This is a genomic window from Maribacter halichondriae, from assembly GCF_027474825.1.
GTDB lineage: Bacteria > Bacteroidota > Bacteroidia > Flavobacteriales > Flavobacteriaceae > Meishania > Meishania halichondriae.
The window spans coordinates 3,933,822-3,952,348 of sequence record NZ_CP107030.1; the positions used below are offsets into that span (position 1 = coordinate 3,933,822).

An 18,527-nucleotide genomic window follows, 5' to 3' on the forward strand; every position below is an offset into this window, starting at 1 on the left:
ACACCGTGGTTCTAAACAAAAACTGTTTTGAAAAATTATTTAGAAGCTTTTATAGATTCCTTTATTGGTACGCTACAATGGACGTGGAGGTCCATCATCTTCGAGGTGCCATGGTACACCAATTATTTTTGGGGTTTAATCTTGATTTCACTTATTGTTTGGGGATTGGAAATTGCCTTTCCGTGGCGAAAGAACCAATCCATTTTCAGAAAGGACTTTTGGTTGGATGCTTTCTATATGTTCTTTAACTTTTTCATTTTTGCCATTTTTATTAGTGGTTTTTATAGGCTGCTTGAAATCTTCTTTTCGGATGTAGGTATTTCAAAATCAAGTTTGACCTTATTGAATATGGGTGACTGGCCCGGATGGTTACAGTTGACGGTTTTCTTCGTTCTCTTGGACTTTGTACAATGGTTTACCCATATTTTATTACATCGTTATGAATTTCTGTGGCGATTTCATTCCGTCCACCACAGTGTGAAAGAAATGGGTTTTGCCGCTCACCTGCGGTATCACTGGATGGAGAACATCCTTTACAAACCGTTAAAAATATTGGGTGTAATGGTCATTGGGGGCTTTGAGCCCGAACAAGCGTACATCGTTCATTTTGTGGCGATTGCGATTGGTCATTTGAACCATTCTAACATCAAGATCACTTGGGGCCCCTTGAAGTATATTTTTAACAATCCAGTGATGCACTTATATCATCACGCCTATACGCTTCCCAAGGGGAGTAAAGGCGTCAACTTTGGTATCAGTCTCAGTCTTTGGGACTACCTTTTTAGAACTAATTATATTCCTGAAGATAGTGGAACAATTTCACTTGGATTTCCGGGTGATGAAAAGATACCTAAAAGCTTTTTAGGTCAAATGTCTTTTGGCTTCAAAAAGTCAAATCAGAAGACCGATATCAATCCGCAAAGCTAATGCACATCAGGGTATCATCTACATTTACCGGTGGTGTTGAAATTTTGTAAAGGATGACCCCGGAAACCGGTGCTTTGAACTCGGAAATCTTGGTTCCGAATTCATTTGTTATATGTCCGACGGTATCGCCTTTCTGTACAGCGTCACCTGCTTTGTAGGTACTGTAGAATATACCACTTGCGTCGGCATCGATATACTTTTGATTGTTCAATCGAATCAACTTTTGGTCAGGTGCCATTATATTTTTAGGGTACATGTTCATGGTGTTGAGCATATTGTAAACACCAGTTTTAACCAAGGCGACTGCCTCCTCTTGCACATTTCCTAATTTTCCGCTTTCTATACTGAGTGCTACCTTACCATCTTGACAGGCTTGCTTAAATACATATTTCGCAGGGTCATCTTTTTTTAGCGTATATGCATAGGAAACGACGTATTCAAACCCGCTGATTTCTGAAAGTTCTTTGGCTTTTTTTGTCTGTTCTGGATAGTTTTCATTGTTATAGTAGCATATGAATGGAAGCAAATCTTCCGACGCATCACCACCATGGATATCCAAAAAAACATCGCTCACGGGAATTATATTCGTTGTTATAAAGTGTGCGATTTTTTGTGTCACTGAACCATCAGACTTACCGGGGAAAGCTCCGTTCAAGTTTACTTTGTCCTGCGGATTCATAAATGGGGTTCGCGAATAAAAAGACCCTGTATTGGCAATGGGAATGATAATCAGGGTTCCTGAAAGATTGTTCATGTCAATTTCTTTCATCAGTTCCTGTGTAGCCACAATAGGAGGGTATTCAAATCCGTGAACTCCGGCCACCATGGTAAAAACCGGCCCCTCTTTCTTGCCTTTTATGACGATTATGGGCAAAAAAGTTTGGTTGTTCTGAGAATCTTCGATTTCTATTCGAAGATTTTTTTGAGCGGTCTTATTTCGCTCTCAAAAACTTCCTGAAACTGATTTTGCGCTAGCAAAAAAAAGGAATCACAAACATCAATAGAGCTCCGAACCACTTTTTTGTTTTATCGCTTCTCATGGGAAAAGGGGAGTGGAATGACTCCACTCCCGATTTTATATTTAAACATTTATCGAACTCTATTCAACGGTGACAGTGAATGTCTGTGCAATATCAGTCTCGCCCCCGGCATCGGCCAACGTGCCATCGTTCGGTTTTTTGGGCTCATGGCGAAGGGTGATTTGCAACGTTCCGCTTCCAGCCTCGCCAGTTGAAAGCTCGAAACTCAAACCTAGTGGATTACCATCACCATCTTGGTCTGAATAAGTCGCCCCCGTAACCGAACCACCCGTACTAAAGAAAAATTGATGTTCTTCATCTTCTTCCTCGACTTCCTCGGTAATGTCTTCGGCAGGAGTTTCCGTTTCGTTCAAAAGTTCGATACTTCCCGAATAGGTGGCATTGGCTGCAAGGTTTCCTGATACGGTGATTTCGGGAGCGTTCGGCCCATCCCCATCAAGGTCTTGTGATTGAAGGGTCACCGTTGAATTTCCTGAACTGGTCAACGTTACCGTCATTGTTGTAATGACTTCCTCTTCATCCACAGGTACGGGATTTTCATCGTCGTCGGAACAGGATGTGAAAGCCATTGGAATAAACAATAGACAAAGCGCATAAGAGCGAAACGAAGTTTTCATAGATTTTTTGTTTGTTTTCATTTTTATTGTTTTTAAGGATTAATAATTATAAAGTATACGTATGCTTATATTTCTGCCGAGATCATCTACGAAATAGCGTAACCGATTTAGATAGTCACGATATTCGGTATTCAACAAGTTTGTGATTCGTAATCCGACGGTCAAATCGTTCGTTTTGGAAATACTGAACTGTATCTCGGAATCCAAAGCCAATAAATGATAGGCTTCCGGAGGCGAATTGATGTCCAATTCAACTTCTTGTTGTTGTTCGGGCGAGAAAACCGAAATATTGGGGGGAAACCGTTTTTGCTCAAATACATATTGGCTCTCTAGAGCGACCCTTAGGTTTTTCCAATTTGCATCGGTAAATGTCAAGGTATTGTTTAGATTGGCAGCCGGAATATTGATCAAGGGCGTATCCGTACTTTTATCATGCCCTCGTACCCATGAGAAATTATGATCGGTTCGCCACCGGTCCGTCCAGTTTTTGAATAGGGCCACATCGATGCCCAATAATTTTGCGTCGGTTTGACGATATGACCAAACGGGAAAAGCCCCACGAATAGTAAATTCAACGGAGGAAGGTTCCAAAAGGATAAAGTCATTGATGGAATTCAAATAAGGTGCGACACTATAGCCCCAATCGGTGCTCTTTCGTTCAAGGGAAGCTGAAAATTTGGAGGCCGACTCGCTCTTGATACGCAAATCGCCCAGCTCTATTCTGGCGGCGGAGTGATGAAGCCCATCACTAAAAAGCTCCGATGGGTTAGGAGCCCTGTTCGAAAAGGAATAATTGAACCGTACCACATGATTCTCGTTCAAATCGTACTTAAAACCTGCTGTAGCGGACACGTTATGATAATCAAAAACGGGATTGGTCAATAGCTGCGTACCGAGATCTTCGATAACGAAATCAGCAAAATCCTGGTCATAATTACGCTCTTCCCAACGAGAATCGCGATAAAATTTCTTGGCATCCATTCTGGTAAAATCATAACGTAGGCCGCCATCGATTACTATGTTGTCTTTTAGCTGATATTCGGCTATTCCGTAGCCTCCGAAATCATATTTGTCATAATCCGGTATCAACCTCCGAACACCCGTACCGGGATTGGCGAAATTGTTCTGGTACCGTCCCAAAAGTCCGACTTTAAGGTCAAACCCTTGCTTGGCATCCCATTTAAAATCTGTGGAGAGCGTGTGCGTTTTCAATCGCAAATCCAAGGAGGCCTTATCGGCATCATCGCCTACCCGTATGTCGTATTCGAACCGCTGATTACGTTGAAAATCGTATTGAATCGTCCATTTTCCTAGGCCTTCGAACCTTCGGTAATAGTTCAGCTTTCCCAGATGATGACCTACTTCTTGGTTCGGGCGATTAATGTCATAGGTAAAAGCGTTTATAACATTCGGTTCTTCACTATTTATGGCCTGTATCAAATCATCGACATTACCAATGTGCGAGGCCCTCAGAATACCGATATCGGAATCAAAAAAAGAATAGTAGGCCTCCCATCCTTGTATAAATTCTCGTTTTCCGACGGTAAGAGAAATTCCTCGCTCTTGTATTCCGGTATTGGACAACAGGTAGTCGGGAGATTCCAAATCGCCTAAATATTTAAAAGAACCCTGTGCTTTAAGATACAGACCACTGGAATAAGATTTGACAAGACTTGAGGTAATATTTCCCCCACGTCCGTTCGAAAATGCGTTCAATTGCGTTTTTCCAAAGAGGGAATCGGTATTTACGATAGGCAAGGGATCCATGATGATGACACCACCGATGGCATCGCCACCATATTCAAGAGCCGCGGCACCTTTAATCACACTTATATTCTGATTCGCATTGATATCGACATTCGGCGCATGTTCTTCGCCCCATTCCATATCTTGCATCCGTACATTATTGTTAAGAATAAGAATGCGACTTCCGTTTAGCCCTTGAATAACAGGTTTAACGATGTTCGCTCCCGTATTAAGCGAGGAAACCCCGTTGATTTGTTTCAGGGCATCTCCCAAACTTCCTCCGCTAAAACGTTCCACGGTCTTCAGGGAAAGGCTTTCCTCTTGGCTAGAAGCGGTCTTGTTTATAACGGATGAACCGACTACCTTGACCTCGTCCAATTCCTCCAAGTGATGCTCCAGTTTGATTTTTTGATACGTATCTCCTTTAATCTCGACGGTAATGAATTCCGATTTACATTCAGGATGCGATACCTCGAGTTCAATGACACCGTTGCACAGATTTTTGAAAGTGAATTTTCCTTCGGCATTTGAGGTGGTGGTATTCGACCTCCCTGTAATGGTTATGGAAGCACCCAATAGCGGGGTATTATCATGGAAATCTACGATTTCTCCTAAAAGGATACGCTCACATTCCTGTGAAAAACAGATATTGGATACCACACAAAAAAGAATGGATAGAATAAATCTCATCAAAGAGGATTTGACACTCAAAGGAGTGCCGTTATATTAAAAATGGGTTGTTGAAATGCGGATTTATCCTATGGAAGGCGGGGGCCTACCGAACAATCGATAGTGTAAAAGAAAAGAAGTGAAAACAGTGTTTTCCCGAATAATGGGATTTTCGCCGATAACCGCAATTTTAGCAATATCGAAAGAAAGTACAGGTTCTACCTGTTGTTCCGATGATTGGGTTTCAAGCACCAAATGACAGATTTTGCAATTATCCAACTCATCGGTGGGACTGTCATGATGAGTATAGACATGAAAAGCGGAGACCTTTACCAAAAGCAAGGCAAATAGGAGAAAAGCGATAGCCGAACCTATTTTTTTATTTTTCACGGTCTAAAATTAAACGAAAGCAAAAGAAAAGAATGTTAAAGAAAACTTAACTTATTTGAAAAGAAAGCCTAGACCCATCCGAATGAGCATTTTCCTTTCGAACTGCCAAAAGAACTTGAACTGCCCGAAAATCCAACCGAAAAGCACTAATAATACTTGATAGAATGGAAAAATCAGCAATATTCTCAAAGTCCAATATAAGGTGCCGCCCCACCAAGCTTGGGCAAAACTATCACGATTTAAATGGATTAGCTCTAAAAAAGGCTTGGCCACATATACGGAGGAAGATCCGGTAATGGCGAAAACTATGAAAATAATAATGAGCTGAAAATTGGAGGTAATGCCCCAACGTTGCTTTAGTTTTTGCATGGATAAATTATAATAGGCAAAGATAGGATTCAAATACGGGGAAGCCAGGGCCCTAAGCGTTGTTTGTAGCGCCTTTGAAAATAAATGAAGTAGTTGTAAAGCTTATAGTTGACCTCGTACCCATAATCGATATTCGGATTGTAGTCGATTTGCAGCTCATAAAGACTTGGGTCGTATTGTGATGGTAAGAGTACTCGTTGATTCCAGTTCATTACAAAGACTTGATTTCGATTTTCTAAAAAGGATTGAGAGTAATATCCCTCTGGTTGCGCTATGCTACGAAGCCAATAATTAAAGCCAGGTTCAATAATAATAATTTCGTATTCGGTCTTATCGCTGGCAATCTGAATGGTATCACCTTCTGTTTGCGCAAAGGCTTTTGTTTCTTCATCGGAGTGTACTAGCGTTTTTTTCGAGCTGTTGCAACTGCCGACAAGCAAGAGGAATGTAAATGATACTATTCCAAGAAGAATATAACTCTTTGTCATGAGACTTAAGATACAAAAAAGCCGCCTACCTTTTGGTTGACGGCTTAGTTAAATTATGTTAAGTGCGGGTTATTTGCCGAAAAGTCCTCCAAGTAATCCGCCTAGACCACCACTCTTTTTATTCGACCCCATGACCATTCCGGCGACATCGTCCAAGATGCTACCATCGCCATCGGCATCCAACAAAGTTGTAATAAGGCTTTGGTTTTGTTGTGGCTGACCGCCCAACATACTACCTAAAAGGCTGTTCATGCCGTTAGCATCCCGTACATTGCTCTGGGCCGTTTGCTTACCAACAAAACCCATAACGATAGGAGCAGCTATTTTAAGGATATTTCCAATTGAACCTGCATCTAGACCTGATTTCTGGCTTAAGGCATTTTCAACGTTCGCTTGTTTTCCGCCAAATAAATGACCTAGAATTCCTGATCCATCCTGTACGACTTCATCATCGACTCCGCCTCCGAAAAGACCTCCTAGATTATCCAAAATACTACCATCGTGTTTGTTGGAAAGTGCGTTCATTAAACCTTGTGCGCCTTGGGGAGACGAAGAAACATTTTTCTTCATGGCACCCAAAATTAAAGGCATGGCCATGCTCAATACATCGGCCGTTTTATTTTCGGGTTGATTGGTTTGACCGGCAACCCCGCTAATCAATTGTTTGCCCATGGGGCTGCTTAGCAAATCTAATAATCCTGACATTTTCATTAGTGTTTTAAAGTTCAGATGCCCAATGTACGAAAAAGAAGGATAACTCAGGGCTTACCCGAAAATTTAGAAGACTATTTCAGTAATCTTATAATCTGTTCTGCCAATTCGGAACCAATTCTGTTCTGCGCCTCACCCGTCGCCGCACCAATATGTGGGGTCAACGATATGTTCGGATGCATAAGAATCTTGATTTCGGGGTTTGGCTCAGATTCAAAAACATCGAGGCCGGCAAAGGTTACTTTGTTGTTTTCCAAGGCATCGACGAGCGCCACCTCATCTAATACTCCGCCACGCGCGGCATTCACTATGCCCACACCACTTTTCATTAATTCAAATTCTTTTTTGCCTATGACATACTCTTTTTGCGCCGGAACATGCAATGTAATGAAGTCGGAAATTTTCAGCACATCCTCCTTCGACATACTTTTGAAATCGAAGGTAACTGACTGCCCATCAAAAAAAGGTACTTCTACCGATGCAGATTCAATAAAAGGATCAAAGTAGATGACCTTCATGCCAACGCCCAGTGCGACTTTTGCGGTAGCGCGACCAATACGGCCGAAACCGATAATACCTAAGGTTTTTCCGCGAAGTTCAATACCGCCTGCATACGATTTTTTAAGTTGCTTGAACTTGCTATCCCCATCCAAAGGCATATTTCGATTGGCGTCGTACAAAAAACGCACTCCCCCGAATAGATGGGCAAAGACCAACTCGGCAACTGACTCAGATGAAGCAGCGGGAGTATTAATCACATGTAACCCTTTCTCCTTGGCATATTCCACATCGATATTGTCCATGCCGACACCACCACGGCCAATCAATTTCAGGGTCGGGCAGTTGTCTATGACATCTTTACGAACTTTAGTTGCACTGCGTACCAATAGCCCTACTATGCCATTTTCGTTAATGAAATTGACCAATTGCTCTTGAGCAACGGTGGTAGTCAATACTTCAAAACCCGAACTTTCCAAAGCTGATATTCCGGATTGCGAGATGCCGTCGTTTGCTAATATTTTCATGAAAGAATGTTAAGTGTTAAATTTTAAGTTGTAAATGCACTACTTCTAAGAATTCGAGTTCGATTGACTTGTCTTAACTATCTTGGTCAATATCTTGATAATTTCTTCAATCTCTTTTAAATAAAATTCTAAATCTTCAGAAACAAGGCCGCTCTCTTTAATAAGTTTTAACCAGTACCGTGTCTCCCTGGCCTCCTTCGAAGCTATTGCCATCTTGGCAATAAAGTCCTTTTTGGACTGTCCAGCTCCAGCCTCGGCAACATTTGCTCCGATGCTTGTGGAGCACCTTAGCAGCTGATTAGCAAAGATATATTCTTTATGAGCGCGTAAGATTTTTACCAAGTTGATGGTATTAAGTGCGAATTGGAAACTTTTTTCCTCAATCAACACATTTGTCTTAAATCCAACACTTAAAATTTAACATTTAGAATTACACCTTACCCTTTGCGTTCCATTTCGCTCATAACATCTACAAGTATACCCACACTATCTAGTGAGAGGGCATTGTACATTGAGGCCCGATACCCGCCAACGGATCGATGACCATTGAGGCCATTAATTCCAGCTTCTTTTAGCATAGTGTCAAAGGTGTCCTTTAATTTGTCATCCGTAATATTGAAGGTTGCGTTCATGTTCGAACGATCTTCTTTTTTTGCATAACCATCAAAAACAGGATTCAAATCGATTTCGGAATAGAGCAATTGTGCTTTCTTGTCATTGATTTCTTCAATAGCGGAAATACCCCCTAAATCTTTCAACCATTGTAATGTCAGCATAGAAACATAAACAGCGAACACTGAAGGCGTATTGAACATACTGTCTTTTGAGATATGCACTTTATAATCAAGCATAGAAGGTATTTTTCGAGAGACTTTACCCAAAATATCTTCTTTCACCACTACCAAAGTTGTGCCCGCGGGACCCATGTTTTTTTGTGCCCCGGCATAGATGAGATCGAACTTTGAGAAATCAAGTTGTCTTGAAAAGATATCGGAGCTCATATCGCACACCAGAGGGGCATCTGTCGTCGGAAATTTTTTGATCTGTGTCCCGAAAATGGTATTGTTCGAAGTCAAGTGTAAATAATCAAGTCCGGTTGGAACACTGTACCCTTTGGGGATGTAGTTGAAATTCTCATCTTTGGAGGAGCCCACCTCGACCACCTCACCGAACAGTTTTGCTTCTTTAATGGCCTTATCGGCCCAAGTACCTGTATTTAAATATCCGGCCTTCGTTTCCAACAGGTTATAGGCGACCATGAGAAATTCCATACTTGCACCTCCTTGAAGAAATAATGCCTGATATCCTTGGTCTTCAAGTCCTAAAAGTTCTAACGCCAATGATCGTGCACTTTCCATTACCGCCACGAAATCTTTGCTTCGGTGCGAAACCTCTATTAAAGAAAGTCCGGATCCGTTAAAATCCATGATGGCTTCCGAGGCCTTCAAAAAGACTTCTTGTGGAAGAATACAAGGGCCAGCACTGAAATTATGTTTTTTCATTTTCTTAAAATTTGAATTGATGATGAAATAATCAAGGAGCTAAAGGTCATAAATTTATAGGTAACTAACCGCTCCGAAAAAAAATAATTCTGTTATGTTTTTAACAAGAATTCAACAGTATCGATTCCATCTGCATAATCATCCAACTGGGGTTTTTGGGTTTGTCCAAAAAGTATTTCGTTGGGAAGTATTCCACTTCCCACTACACATTGAATTTTTTCGGTATCCGATTCAAGACGTGCTTTCATAGCATCCAAATCGTCATATTCCTCATAAAATAGGGTTGCGATGGGTGAGGCGAAGCTATCATCCCTTTTTAACATTAAAAATCCGTTATCCAAAAAATCAAACTCACTCATTAAATAAACCGCTTTATTATAATCGTAATTGTTGGCGTATTTTACTTGTTCTATTATTTCTTTAAAAGGATATAATGCCTTGAAGAACGAATCGAAATCATATCCCTTGGGAACAAAAATTTTGGAGACGTTACGGCAGCCCAATCCGTAATAGCGAAAAATATCTTCACCCAAGGCCTTCAATTGTTCCGAACTTTCAAACCCGTTCAATACAGCGACCGAGTTTCGGTTTTTACGTATAATGTTGGGAACTTTTCCAAAATAATATTCAAAATACCGAGCTGTATTGTTGCTTCCGGTGGCAATGACCTTGTCAAAATCGGTAAATCGATCTTCCTTGAAAATAATCGCCTTGGCCAGCGAAGGTTCTTTTTTAATCAGGAATTCGGTAATAAAAGGTAACAAAACAAAATCATTCGAGGATGATTTTACTAATGCAGTGTTACCTGTCAACAGCACCGCTAAAAAATCAGGAAAGCCTACCAGGGGAATATTTCCGGCCATAATCAAGGCCACATTATTTGGACTATTCTTCTTTAAATCATAGTCCGATAACCAATTATTTAGTTTTTCATTGGTCAAAAGTTTTGCCCAATTTTCAATTGAGAATAGGATATTCTTTTTGGTAAACCATCCATTTTTATGTCCTGCCAAGACAATGGCATCATCCAGTTTTGAAAACCAATCATTTTGATTCTCAATAGATTGGCCTCCTTGACTAACATATTCGCAATATGAGTTAAGAAAATCGCCAAGTTTAACAAAAGCTTGTAATCGCCGATGATGTACGTCCATTATATTTGTTCGAAATTGTTTTAGGCAGTACCTTTGCACGAATGAATTGCAAAAGTAATGATGCCGATCGTTTTTCGGCATTAAAAGAAAGAGAAAATCATGGCGATTATAATAACGGATGAATGTATCAATTGTGGAGCCTGTGAACCAGAATGCCCCAATACGGCCATTTACGAAGGTGCGGATGAGTGGCGTTACTCAGATGGTACCTCGCTTAAAGGCAATGTTGTGTTGCCCAATGGTAAAGCGGTCGACGCAGATACGGTCCAAGAACCGATAAGTGACGAAATCTATTATATCTCACCCGATAAATGTACGGAATGCATGGGCTTTCATGAAGAACCCCAATGTGCGGCCGTATGTCCTGTAGATTGTTGTGTTCCTGATGAAGATCATGTAGAATCGGAAGAAACATTGTTGGCGAAGCAGGCGTTTATGCATCCTGATGGGTAAAAAAAGGATTTTAGACCGTTTTACTGCTAGAACCAAGAATCAAGACAATTTTTTGCTCCAACAAAGTTGGAGCTTTTTAATTTGAGAAATTTTAGCATCCCGCCTCTAGCTCAAATGTTTAACATCTTCTCAGTGATTTCCTTTAAAAGCTTCGCGCAAACCATAGCAGTCATACCATTGATGTCTCTAGTAGGGTTATATTCCACAATGTCCGCTCCAATTATCGATACATTTATATTTTGGATTATGACTAACACTTCCCGTGTACTGAATCCTCCTGGTTCATGATGTGAAACTCCTGGGGCGAATGCGGGATCTAGAGCATCAATATCAAGCGACAGATATATCGGATTCTCAAATTTCGGAAGTTTTGAAAGGTGAAAATCCTTCATTTCAATGGTTTCCACTTTATATTTCTTGGCCTGTTCCCTTTGATGGGTGGAAAAGGTTCGAATTCCGATTTGGACCAACCGAGAGGCCAGTTCGCTTTCCATAATTCGTGCAAAGGGGCAGGCATGGGAATATTTGTCGCCTTCGAATATATCGTATAAATCACCATGGGAATCGATGTGCAAAATATCGATCGGGCCGTACTTTTCAAAAAATGATTTGATAATGGGATAGGTAATTGAATGGTCACCACCTAAAGTCATTAAAGGAAAGCCCTGAGCCAAGTTTTCTTTGGTGGTTTTTTCGATTTCAAAATAGTCTTCGATTTCGAAATCGCCTTTGTCGTCAAATAGCTCAGGCCGGATTTCCAACCCTGATTCGGTAAAATAGTTGGCAGAGTCACTTCTATATGCTTTTCGTATCAGGGGCGGGGCCAAAGCTGGCCCCCTAAGGTAGGATGATTTTTTATCGTAGAGGATTCCTTGTAACGTTATTTTGTTCATAGAAAAAAGCTTTTTTTGTGCCGATCATGGGCAGGTTAAATATAAAGTAAAAACTATCTTTGCAGCCGAATTAAAAAGTCTAGCGTCAGGGCTTTATCAAAAACCTTTTGACAAACGGTAAGAGATTCCCGCCTTCGCGGGAATGAAAAAAATATTCATTTATGAAAGCAGGTATCGTCGGATTGCCTAACGTAGGTAAGTCTACTCTTTTTAATTGCCTATCGAACGCCAAGGCTCAAAGTGCGAATTTTCCGTTTTGTACTATTGAGCCTAATATCGGTGTCGTGAACGTTCCCGATTCGAGGTTGCAGAAATTGGAAGAACTGGTGAATCCTGAGCGGGTGATTCCAGCGACCGTTGAGATTGTCGATATTGCTGGCTTGGTTAAAGGTGCAAGTAAAGGCGAGGGTCTTGGCAACCAGTTTTTGGGAAACATCCGTGAAACGGATGCAATTCTTCATGTTTTGCGATGTTTCGACAACGATAATATCGTGCATGTCGATGGTTCGGTAGACCCCATACGTGATAAGGAGACCATCGATATGGAGCTCCAATTGAAAGATTTGGAAACGGTCGAGAAAAAACTGGAAAAGGTAAAACGCGCTGCCAAAACCGGAAACAAGGAAGCCCAAAAAGAGGAAGCTGCACTTTTAAAAGTAAAAAATGGATTAGAAAGCGGAACTTCAGTACGGGCTATAGAACTCACTAAAGATGAACGCATTGAATTCATAAATCCCTTGCAATTTATTACAGACAAACCCGTGATGTATGTTTGTAATGTGGACGAAGAGTCTGCCGCCTCAGGAAACAATTACGTCGAAAAAGTAAAAGCTGCTGTTGCCAATGAAAATGCTGAAGTTGTTGTACTGGCCGTAGGCACGGAAGCTGATATTACCGAATTGGAAACTTATGAGGAACGCCAAATGTTCCTCGAAGATCTGGGATTGACCGAACCGGGTTCCGCCAAACTCATCCGCGGGGCCTACAAATTATTGAATCTTGAAACCTATTTTACCGCAGGCGTTAAAGAGGTCAGGGCATGGACGATTCCAATAGGAGCGACTGCGCCACAAGCAGCAGGCGTAATTCATACCGATTTCGAAAAAGGCTTTATCCGTGCGGAGGTTATTGCCTATGATGATTACGTAAAATATGGCAGTGAGGCGAAAGTTAAAGAAGCAGGTAAAATGCGGGTCGAAGGCAAGGAGTATATTGTGAAGGATGGTGATGTGATGCATTTTCGCTTTAACGTATAGACTCGCTGCGCTTGTAAATTCCAAAAACCAAATTCCAAATCCCAAAATAGTGCAAACCGAAAGCTTACCATTGGAATTTGGAATTTGATTTTTATTGGAATTTGCCCTGCTAATGGGCTTTCTATCAACAAAACCCCCATTTCCATTGTTAATTACTTTAATGGATAGGGGTTTTATCTTTTTATGAACCGTGCTATCTTTAACACCACTTAGGTAAAAACATCGATACTATGTCCGAAAAGAACCAGTATACCGAAGATAATATCCGTTCGCTTGATTGGAAAGAACACATCCGATTGCGGCCAGGTATGTATATTGGTAAGCTCGGTGACGGCTCTTCGGCCGATGACGGTATCTACATCCTATTAAAAGAAACCATCGACAACTGTATCGATGAGTTCGTCATGGGTGCTGGCAAAACGATTGAAATCAGCATTAAGGATAATGTCGTGAAGGTTCGTGATTACGGGCGTGGCATCCCTTTGGGAAAAGTCGTCGACGTAGTTTCCAAAATGAATACTGGTGGTAAATATGATAGTCGGGCCTTTAAAAAGTCCGTGGGACTGAATGGTGTCGGTACCAAAGCGGTCAACGCACTTTCCAGTTTTTTCGAGGTGCAATCGACCCGTGACAATCAAATCAAGACAGCACAATTCAGCCAGGGAGACTTGGTTTCAGAAGAGGGGCCGGTAGAAAGCTCAAAACGCAAGGGCACCAAAGTTTCCTTCACGCCTGATGAGGCCATTTTCAAAAAATACAAGTACCGTAACGAGTACATTGAGCGTATGCTCAAGAATTACGTATATCTGAATCCGGGGTTGACGATTGTTTTTAATGGGGAGAAATTCCATTCCGAAAACGGATTGAAAGACCTGTTGGAAGATAACAACAATATGGATGACATGTTGTACCCTGTTATCCACTTGAAAGGCGATGATATCGAAGTCGCTATCACCCATAGTAAGACCCAGTATAGCGAGGAATATCATTCTTTCGTCAACGGACAGCATACGACGCAAGGCGGTACCCACCAATCTGCTTTCCGAGAGGCTTTGGTAAAAACCATACGTGATTTCTATGGAAAAAATTATGAGGCTTCCGATATTCGAAAATCGATTATTTCGGCCATTTCCATTAAGGTAATGGAGCCTGTTTTTGAAAGCCAGACCAAGACCAAATTAGGCTCTACTGATATGGGTGGGGACTTTCCGACGGTACGTACCTATATCAACGATTTTGTTGGAAAGTATTTGGATAATTATTTGCACAAGAATCCTGAAACCGCCGAAAAGCTGCAGCGAAAGATCATGATGGCCGAGAAGGAGCGAAAAGAACTTTCGGGCATTCGAAAATTGGCCCGTGACCGTGCAAAGAAATCGAGTGTCCACAATAAGAAACTTCGTGATTGCCGTGTGCATTTGGGAGATATGAAAAAGGACAACCGTCTGGACAGTACCCTATTTATTACCGAGGGTGACTCTGCTTCGGGTTCCATCACCAAATCCCGTGATGTCAATACCCAAGCCGTTTTCAGTTTACGTGGGAAGCCCTTGAATTCCTATGGAATGTCGAAAAAAATCGTTTACGAGAACGAAGAATTCAATCTGTTGCAAGCGGCGCTCAATATCGAAGAATCGATGGAGGACCTTCGGTACAATAACATTGTAATCGCTACGGATGCGGATGTCGATGGTATGCACATTCGATTGTTATTGATTACGTTCTTCTTGCAATTCTTTCCTGAATTGATCAAGGAAAACCATCTGTACATCCTCCAAACGCCCCTGTTCAGGGTGCGAAATAAAAAGGAAACCATATATTGTTATAGTGACGAAGAACGGCGCAACGCCATACGGAAATTGAGCGGAAAACCCGAAATAACCCGTTTTAAGGGATTGGGCGAAATATCACCCGATGAATTTCAACATTTTATCGGTGACGATATCCGCTTGGAACCCGTGATGCTGGACAAGGCCATGTCCATCGAGGAACTATTGAGTTTCTATATGGGAAAAAACACGCCGGATCGACAAAGATTTATTATCGAAAACCTTAAAGTAGAAGTGGACCTCGTTGATGAGGATAACTTATAAACCAACAAACACGAATACTTCTGAATGGAAGAGAATGATGAACTAGAACTGCCCGGAGAGGAAAGCTTACCTGATGATGAGGCTGGGGAACAAAATGAAAGTACTGACGGAGAGGCCGTGCAAGACGATGCCCTGACCCGAGTTTCGGGTATGTATAAGGATTGGTTTTTGGATTATGCGTCATACGTAATCCTTGAACGTGCCGTACCTGCTATCGAGGATGGATTCAAGCCAGTGCAACGTCGAATCATGCATGCCCTCAAGGAATTGGATGATGGCCGATACAACAAAGTGGCCAATGTGGTGGGCCATACCATGCAGTACCACCCCCATGGCGATGCCAGTATCGGCGATGCCATGGTACAGATCGGGCAGAAAGAGCTTTTGATAGACACCCAAGGTAACTGGGGCAACATTTTGACCGGTGATGGGGCGGCTGCCTCGCGATATATCGAGGCCCGTCTTTCAAAATTCGCGTTGGAGGTCGTATTCAGCCCGAAGATTACGGAATGGCAACAATCATATGACGGCCGTAAGAAGGAGCCGGTCAACCTTCCGGTGAAGTTTCCCTTGCTTTTGGGACAGGGCGCTGAAGGTATTGCGGTTGGATTATCCACAAAAGTACTTCCTCATAACTTTATTGAGCTTATCGATGCCTCCATCAAACATTTGAAGGGGCAACGTTTTAAATTATTTCCTGATTTCCCCACAGGTGGTATCATTGATGTCGATAATTACAATGATGGGTTAAGAGGCGGAAAGATTCGTGTTCGTGCCCGTATATCGCAGCAAGATAAAAATACATTGGTAATCAATGAAATACCTTATGGAACCAATACCTCTTCTTTAATAGATTCCATTCTAAAGGCGAATGACAAAGGGAAGATAAAAATCAAAAAAATAGAAGATAATACGGCTGCAGAAGTCGAGATTTTGGTCCATTTGCCCTCGGGTATTTCTCCTGATAAAACCATTGATGCCCTGTATGCCTTTACGGCCTGCGAATCCTCCATTTCGCCATTGGCCTGTATCATCGAGGACAACAAACCGCTGTTCATTGGCGTGACCGAAATGCTGAGGCGCTCTACCGATGCCACGGTCGATCTCTTAAAGCAAGAATTAGAGATTCAACTGGGGGAACTTGAAGAGCAATGGCACGCCGCTAGCCTTGAGCGAATATTTATTGAAAACCGTATTTACCGTGATATCGAGGATGAGGAAACTTGGGAAGGCGTGATTTCGGCCATTGATAAAGGTTTAAAGCCATTTACCAAGCACCTGAAACGCGCGGTAACCGAAGAAGATATTGTCCGCCTGACGGAAATTCGAATCAAGCGCATTTCGAAATTCGATTTGGATAAGGCCCAACAGAATCTCGATAATCTAGAGCAGAAAATTGCAGAGGTGAAACATCATCTTGCCAACCTTATCGAATACGCCATTGACTATTTCAAAAGCCTGAAGGAAAAGTATGGCAAGGGTAGGGAGCGTAAGTCGGAGATTCGCATGTTCGACGATATCGAGGCCACAAAGGTGGTCATCCGTAATACCAAACTATATGTAAACAGGGAAGAAGGTTTTGTAGGCACCGCATTACGACGTGACGAATATGTGACCGACTGCAGCGATATCGACGATATCATCGTTTTTACCAAAGATGGGCAAATGATGGTCACGAAGGTAGATGCAAAGACCTTTGTTGGAAAGAACATCATTCATGTGGCGGTCTTTAAAAAGAAGGACAAACGCACCATTTATAATATGGTCTATAAGGATGGTAAAGGAGGTCCGTCTTATGTGAAGCGCTTCGCCGTTACGAGCATTACACGTGATAAGTTGTATGACCTTGGTACCGGAAAAGCGGGGACGGATGTCCTCTATTTTTCGGCGAACCCCAATGGAGAGGCCGAGGTGGTGACGATCAACCTCCGACAGGTCGGAAGTATCAAAAAGCTAAAATGGGACATCGATTTTGCCGATGTATTGATTAAGGGTAGGGCCTCAAAAGGAAATATCGTTACCAAATACTCCGTAAAACGTATTGAACTCAAAGAAAAAGGACTGTCAACTTTAAAGCCTAGAAAATTATGGTTCGACGATACGGTACAGCGTTTGAACATCGATGAACGAGGCGAACTGTTGGGCGAGTTCACCAAAGAAGACCGACTGTTGATCGTAAACCAAAAGGTATTGTGAAAACCGTCATTCCCGATTTAACCCTTCGGTTCGATGACGATATGATCGTTTTGGAAAAGTGGGTGCCGAACAAGCCTCTGACCGCTATTTATTGGGAAGGAGAAAAAGAACTATTTTACGTAAAACGCTTTCTCATCGAAAATGCGGATAAGGAAGAAGCGATTATAACCGAACATCCAAAATCGTATCTAGAGGCCATCTTTACGGATTATCGTCCGCAGGCCGAATTGGTATATGCCAAGAAACGCGGTCAAGATCGAAAAGAGAATGTGACCATCGATTTGGAGGATTTTATCTCGATCAAAGGCATTACGGCCATGGGCAATCAATTGACCAAAGATAAGGTGCTGGAAATCAATGTAATGGAACCCTTACCGTATGAGGTTCCTGAACCTCGGGCACCTGAAGATATCGAAGTTGTGGACGAAGAGAATGTTCCTTCCTCTATTGAGGAGACAAATCCTAAAAAAGACACAAAATCGCCACAAGCAAATGACGATAAGGAAGCTGAAGGCGACGGGCAGATAACATTATTTTAGACATGAAAAATTTTATACAAGAGTTCAAGAACTTTGCCATTAAAGGCAATATGATCGATATGGCCATTGGTATCATTATCGGTACGGCCTTTAATAACGTCGTCAATACGATTGTCAAGAAAGTTGTCATGCCCCCGTTATCGCTTTTGACCGATGGGGTCAATCTTGCCAATCGAAAATTAGTACTGAGAGATGCGAGTGATACCGCCGAGGAAGTGGCCATGGGCTACGGAGAACTCGTCGAGGCACTAATCGACTTCGGAATCATCGCCCTAACCATTTTCTTGGTTTTGAAAGGCATCAATCGGTTTCGTGACAAGGCCGAGAACCCCGAAGATACCGAAGTGACCACCCCAAAGAACATTGAGCTTTTATCGAATATGGAAAAATTAATGAAGGAACAGAACGAACTTTTGCGCGACTTAAAAAAATAAGAATTCCCTAAAAGTTCAAATAGCC

Annotated in this window: 17 protein-coding genes and 1 pseudogene; 6 read left to right on the forward strand and 12 right to left on the reverse strand. The window is 42.0% G+C overall.

What is annotated here, in order from left to right:
• Positions 1-27 precede the first annotated feature (27 nt).
• Positions 28-927: a sterol desaturase family protein gene (locus tag N8A86_RS18330; protein ID WP_273566689.1), complete on the forward strand. Its 900-nt coding sequence runs from the start codon at positions 28-30 to the stop codon at positions 925-927.
• Here the strand turns inward: N8A86_RS18330 and N8A86_RS18335 are convergent.
• The 11 genes from N8A86_RS18335 to N8A86_RS18385 all read right to left on the reverse strand — a co-directional run bounded on the left by N8A86_RS18335 (position 911) and on the right by N8A86_RS18385 (position 10,638).
• Positions 911-1,801, reverse strand: coding sequence for a succinylglutamate desuccinylase/aspartoacylase family protein (locus tag N8A86_RS18335; RefSeq protein ID WP_273566690.1), 891 nt, complete (start codon positions 1,799-1,801; stop codon positions 911-913). The genes N8A86_RS18330 and N8A86_RS18335 overlap by 17 nt on opposite strands.
• A 225-nt stretch (positions 1,802-2,026) precedes the next feature.
• Positions 2,027-2,605 carry a type 1 periplasmic binding fold superfamily protein gene (locus tag N8A86_RS18340; protein WP_430682167.1) on the reverse strand — a complete coding sequence of 193 codons (579 nt, stop codon included), beginning with the start codon at positions 2,603-2,605 and terminating at the stop codon, positions 2,027-2,029.
• An 18-nt stretch (positions 2,606-2,623) separates the two neighbouring features.
• Positions 2,624-5,020, reverse strand: a complete 2,397-nt coding sequence (locus N8A86_RS18345) for a TonB-dependent receptor (protein ID WP_273566691.1) — start codon at positions 5,018-5,020, stop codon at positions 2,624-2,626.
• 63 nt (positions 5,021-5,083) lie between these two features.
• Positions 5,084-5,389: a hypothetical protein gene (locus N8A86_RS18350; RefSeq protein WP_273566692.1), complete on the reverse strand. Its 306-nt coding sequence runs from the start codon at positions 5,387-5,389 to the stop codon at positions 5,084-5,086.
• A gap of 51 nt (positions 5,390-5,440) precedes the next feature.
• Complete coding sequence (locus N8A86_RS18355) at positions 5,441-5,758, reverse strand: DUF6787 family protein (protein WP_273566693.1); 318 nt, start codon at positions 5,756-5,758, stop codon at positions 5,441-5,443.
• A gap of 29 nt (positions 5,759-5,787) precedes the next feature.
• On the reverse strand, positions 5,788-6,246 hold the full coding sequence (locus tag N8A86_RS18360) for a DUF6146 family protein (protein ID WP_273566694.1): 459 nt from the start codon (positions 6,244-6,246) through the stop codon (positions 5,788-5,790).
• Between the two features lie 69 nt (positions 6,247-6,315).
• A complete protein-coding gene (locus N8A86_RS18365; RefSeq protein WP_273566695.1) occupies positions 6,316-6,951 on the reverse strand; it encodes a DUF937 domain-containing protein in 636 nt (211 codons plus the stop codon).
• 80 nt (positions 6,952-7,031) lie between these two features.
• On the reverse strand, positions 7,032-7,982 hold the full coding sequence (locus N8A86_RS18370) for a D-2-hydroxyacid dehydrogenase (protein ID WP_273566696.1): 951 nt from the start codon (positions 7,980-7,982) through the stop codon (positions 7,032-7,034).
• A gap of 45 nt (positions 7,983-8,027) precedes the next feature.
• Complete coding sequence (locus tag N8A86_RS18375) at positions 8,028-8,372, reverse strand: four helix bundle protein (RefSeq protein WP_273566697.1); 345 nt, start codon at positions 8,370-8,372, stop codon at positions 8,028-8,030.
• Between the two features lie 47 nt (positions 8,373-8,419).
• Entirely contained in the window at positions 8,420-9,484 is a 1,065-nt protein-coding gene (serC, locus tag N8A86_RS18380; protein WP_273566698.1) for a 3-phosphoserine/phosphohydroxythreonine transaminase, read from the reverse strand.
• Between the two features lie 92 nt (positions 9,485-9,576).
• Complete coding sequence (locus N8A86_RS18385) at positions 9,577-10,638, reverse strand: acyl-CoA reductase (RefSeq protein WP_273566699.1); 1,062 nt, start codon at positions 10,636-10,638, stop codon at positions 9,577-9,579.
• Positions 10,639-10,737: 99 nt separating this feature from the next.
• On the opposite strand from N8A86_RS18385, the gene N8A86_RS18390 reads away from it, so the two are divergent.
• Positions 10,738-11,091 (forward strand): 4Fe-4S dicluster domain-containing protein, encoded by a 354-nt coding sequence (locus tag N8A86_RS18390; protein WP_273566700.1) that lies wholly within the window; start codon positions 10,738-10,740, stop codon positions 11,089-11,091.
• 110 nt (positions 11,092-11,201) lie between these two features.
• Here N8A86_RS18390 and speB read toward each other — a convergent pair whose 3' ends face one another.
• Positions 11,202-11,984, reverse strand: coding sequence for an agmatinase (gene speB, locus N8A86_RS18395; protein WP_273566701.1), 783 nt, complete (start codon positions 11,982-11,984; stop codon positions 11,202-11,204).
• Positions 11,985-12,145: 161 nt separating this feature from the next.
• Here speB and ychF point away from each other — a divergent pair, with 161 nt between their 5' ends.
• The 4 genes and pseudogenes from ychF (at position 12,146) to mscL (ending at position 18,502) form a co-directional block, all read left to right on the forward strand.
• Positions 12,146-13,240 carry a redox-regulated ATPase YchF gene (gene ychF, locus N8A86_RS18400; RefSeq protein ID WP_273566702.1) on the forward strand — a complete coding sequence of 365 codons (1,095 nt, stop codon included), beginning with the start codon at positions 12,146-12,148 and terminating at the stop codon, positions 13,238-13,240.
• 230 nt (positions 13,241-13,470) lie between these two features.
• Positions 13,471-15,333 carry a DNA topoisomerase IV subunit B gene (locus N8A86_RS18405; protein WP_273566703.1) on the forward strand — a complete coding sequence of 621 codons (1,863 nt, stop codon included), beginning with the start codon at positions 13,471-13,473 and terminating at the stop codon, positions 15,331-15,333.
• Positions 15,334-15,357: 24 nt separating this feature from the next.
• Positions 15,358-18,068: pseudogene (locus N8A86_RS18410) on the forward strand (DNA gyrase/topoisomerase IV subunit A).
• 2 nt (positions 18,069-18,070) lie between these two features.
• Complete coding sequence (gene mscL, locus N8A86_RS18415) at positions 18,071-18,502, forward strand: large-conductance mechanosensitive channel protein MscL (RefSeq protein ID WP_273566704.1); 432 nt, start codon at positions 18,071-18,073, stop codon at positions 18,500-18,502.
• The last annotated feature ends 25 nt before the right edge of the window (positions 18,503-18,527 follow it).

Bases quoted from the DNA above. Each gene is read 5' to 3' on its own strand.
- mscL (WP_273566704.1), top strand. From the start codon at position 18,071: ATGAAAAATTTTATACAAGAGTTCAAGAACTTTGCCATTAAAGGCAAT.
- N8A86_RS18360 (WP_273566694.1), bottom strand. From the start codon at position 6,246: ATGACAAAGAGTTATATTCTTCTTGGAATAGTATCATTTACATTCCTC.
- N8A86_RS18345 (WP_273566691.1), bottom strand. From the start codon at position 5,020: ATGAGATTTATTCTATCCATTCTTTTTTGTGTGGTATCCAATATCTGT.
- speB (WP_273566701.1), bottom strand. From the start codon at position 11,984: ATGAACAAAATAACGTTACAAGGAATCCTCTACGATAAAAAATCATCC.
- N8A86_RS18405 (WP_273566703.1), top strand. From the start codon at position 13,471: ATGTCCGAAAAGAACCAGTATACCGAAGATAATATCCGTTCGCTTGAT.
- ychF (WP_273566702.1), top strand. From the start codon at position 12,146: ATGAAAGCAGGTATCGTCGGATTGCCTAACGTAGGTAAGTCTACTCTT.
- serC (WP_273566698.1), bottom strand. From the start codon at position 9,484: ATGAAAAAACATAATTTCAGTGCTGGCCCTTGTATTCTTCCACAAGAA.
- N8A86_RS18355 (WP_273566693.1), bottom strand. From the start codon at position 5,758: ATGCAAAAACTAAAGCAACGTTGGGGCATTACCTCCAATTTTCAGCTC.
- N8A86_RS18385 (WP_273566699.1), bottom strand. From the start codon at position 10,638: ATGGACGTACATCATCGGCGATTACAAGCTTTTGTTAAACTTGGCGAT.
- N8A86_RS18365 (WP_273566695.1), bottom strand. From the start codon at position 6,951: ATGTCAGGATTATTAGATTTGCTAAGCAGCCCCATGGGCAAACAATTG.
- N8A86_RS18390 (WP_273566700.1), top strand. From the start codon at position 10,738: ATGGCGATTATAATAACGGATGAATGTATCAATTGTGGAGCCTGTGAA.
- N8A86_RS18370 (WP_273566696.1), bottom strand. From the start codon at position 7,982: ATGAAAATATTAGCAAACGACGGCATCTCGCAATCCGGAATATCAGCT.
- N8A86_RS18340 (WP_430682167.1), bottom strand. From the start codon at position 2,605: ATGAAAACAAACAAAAAATCTATGAAAACTTCGTTTCGCTCTTATGCG.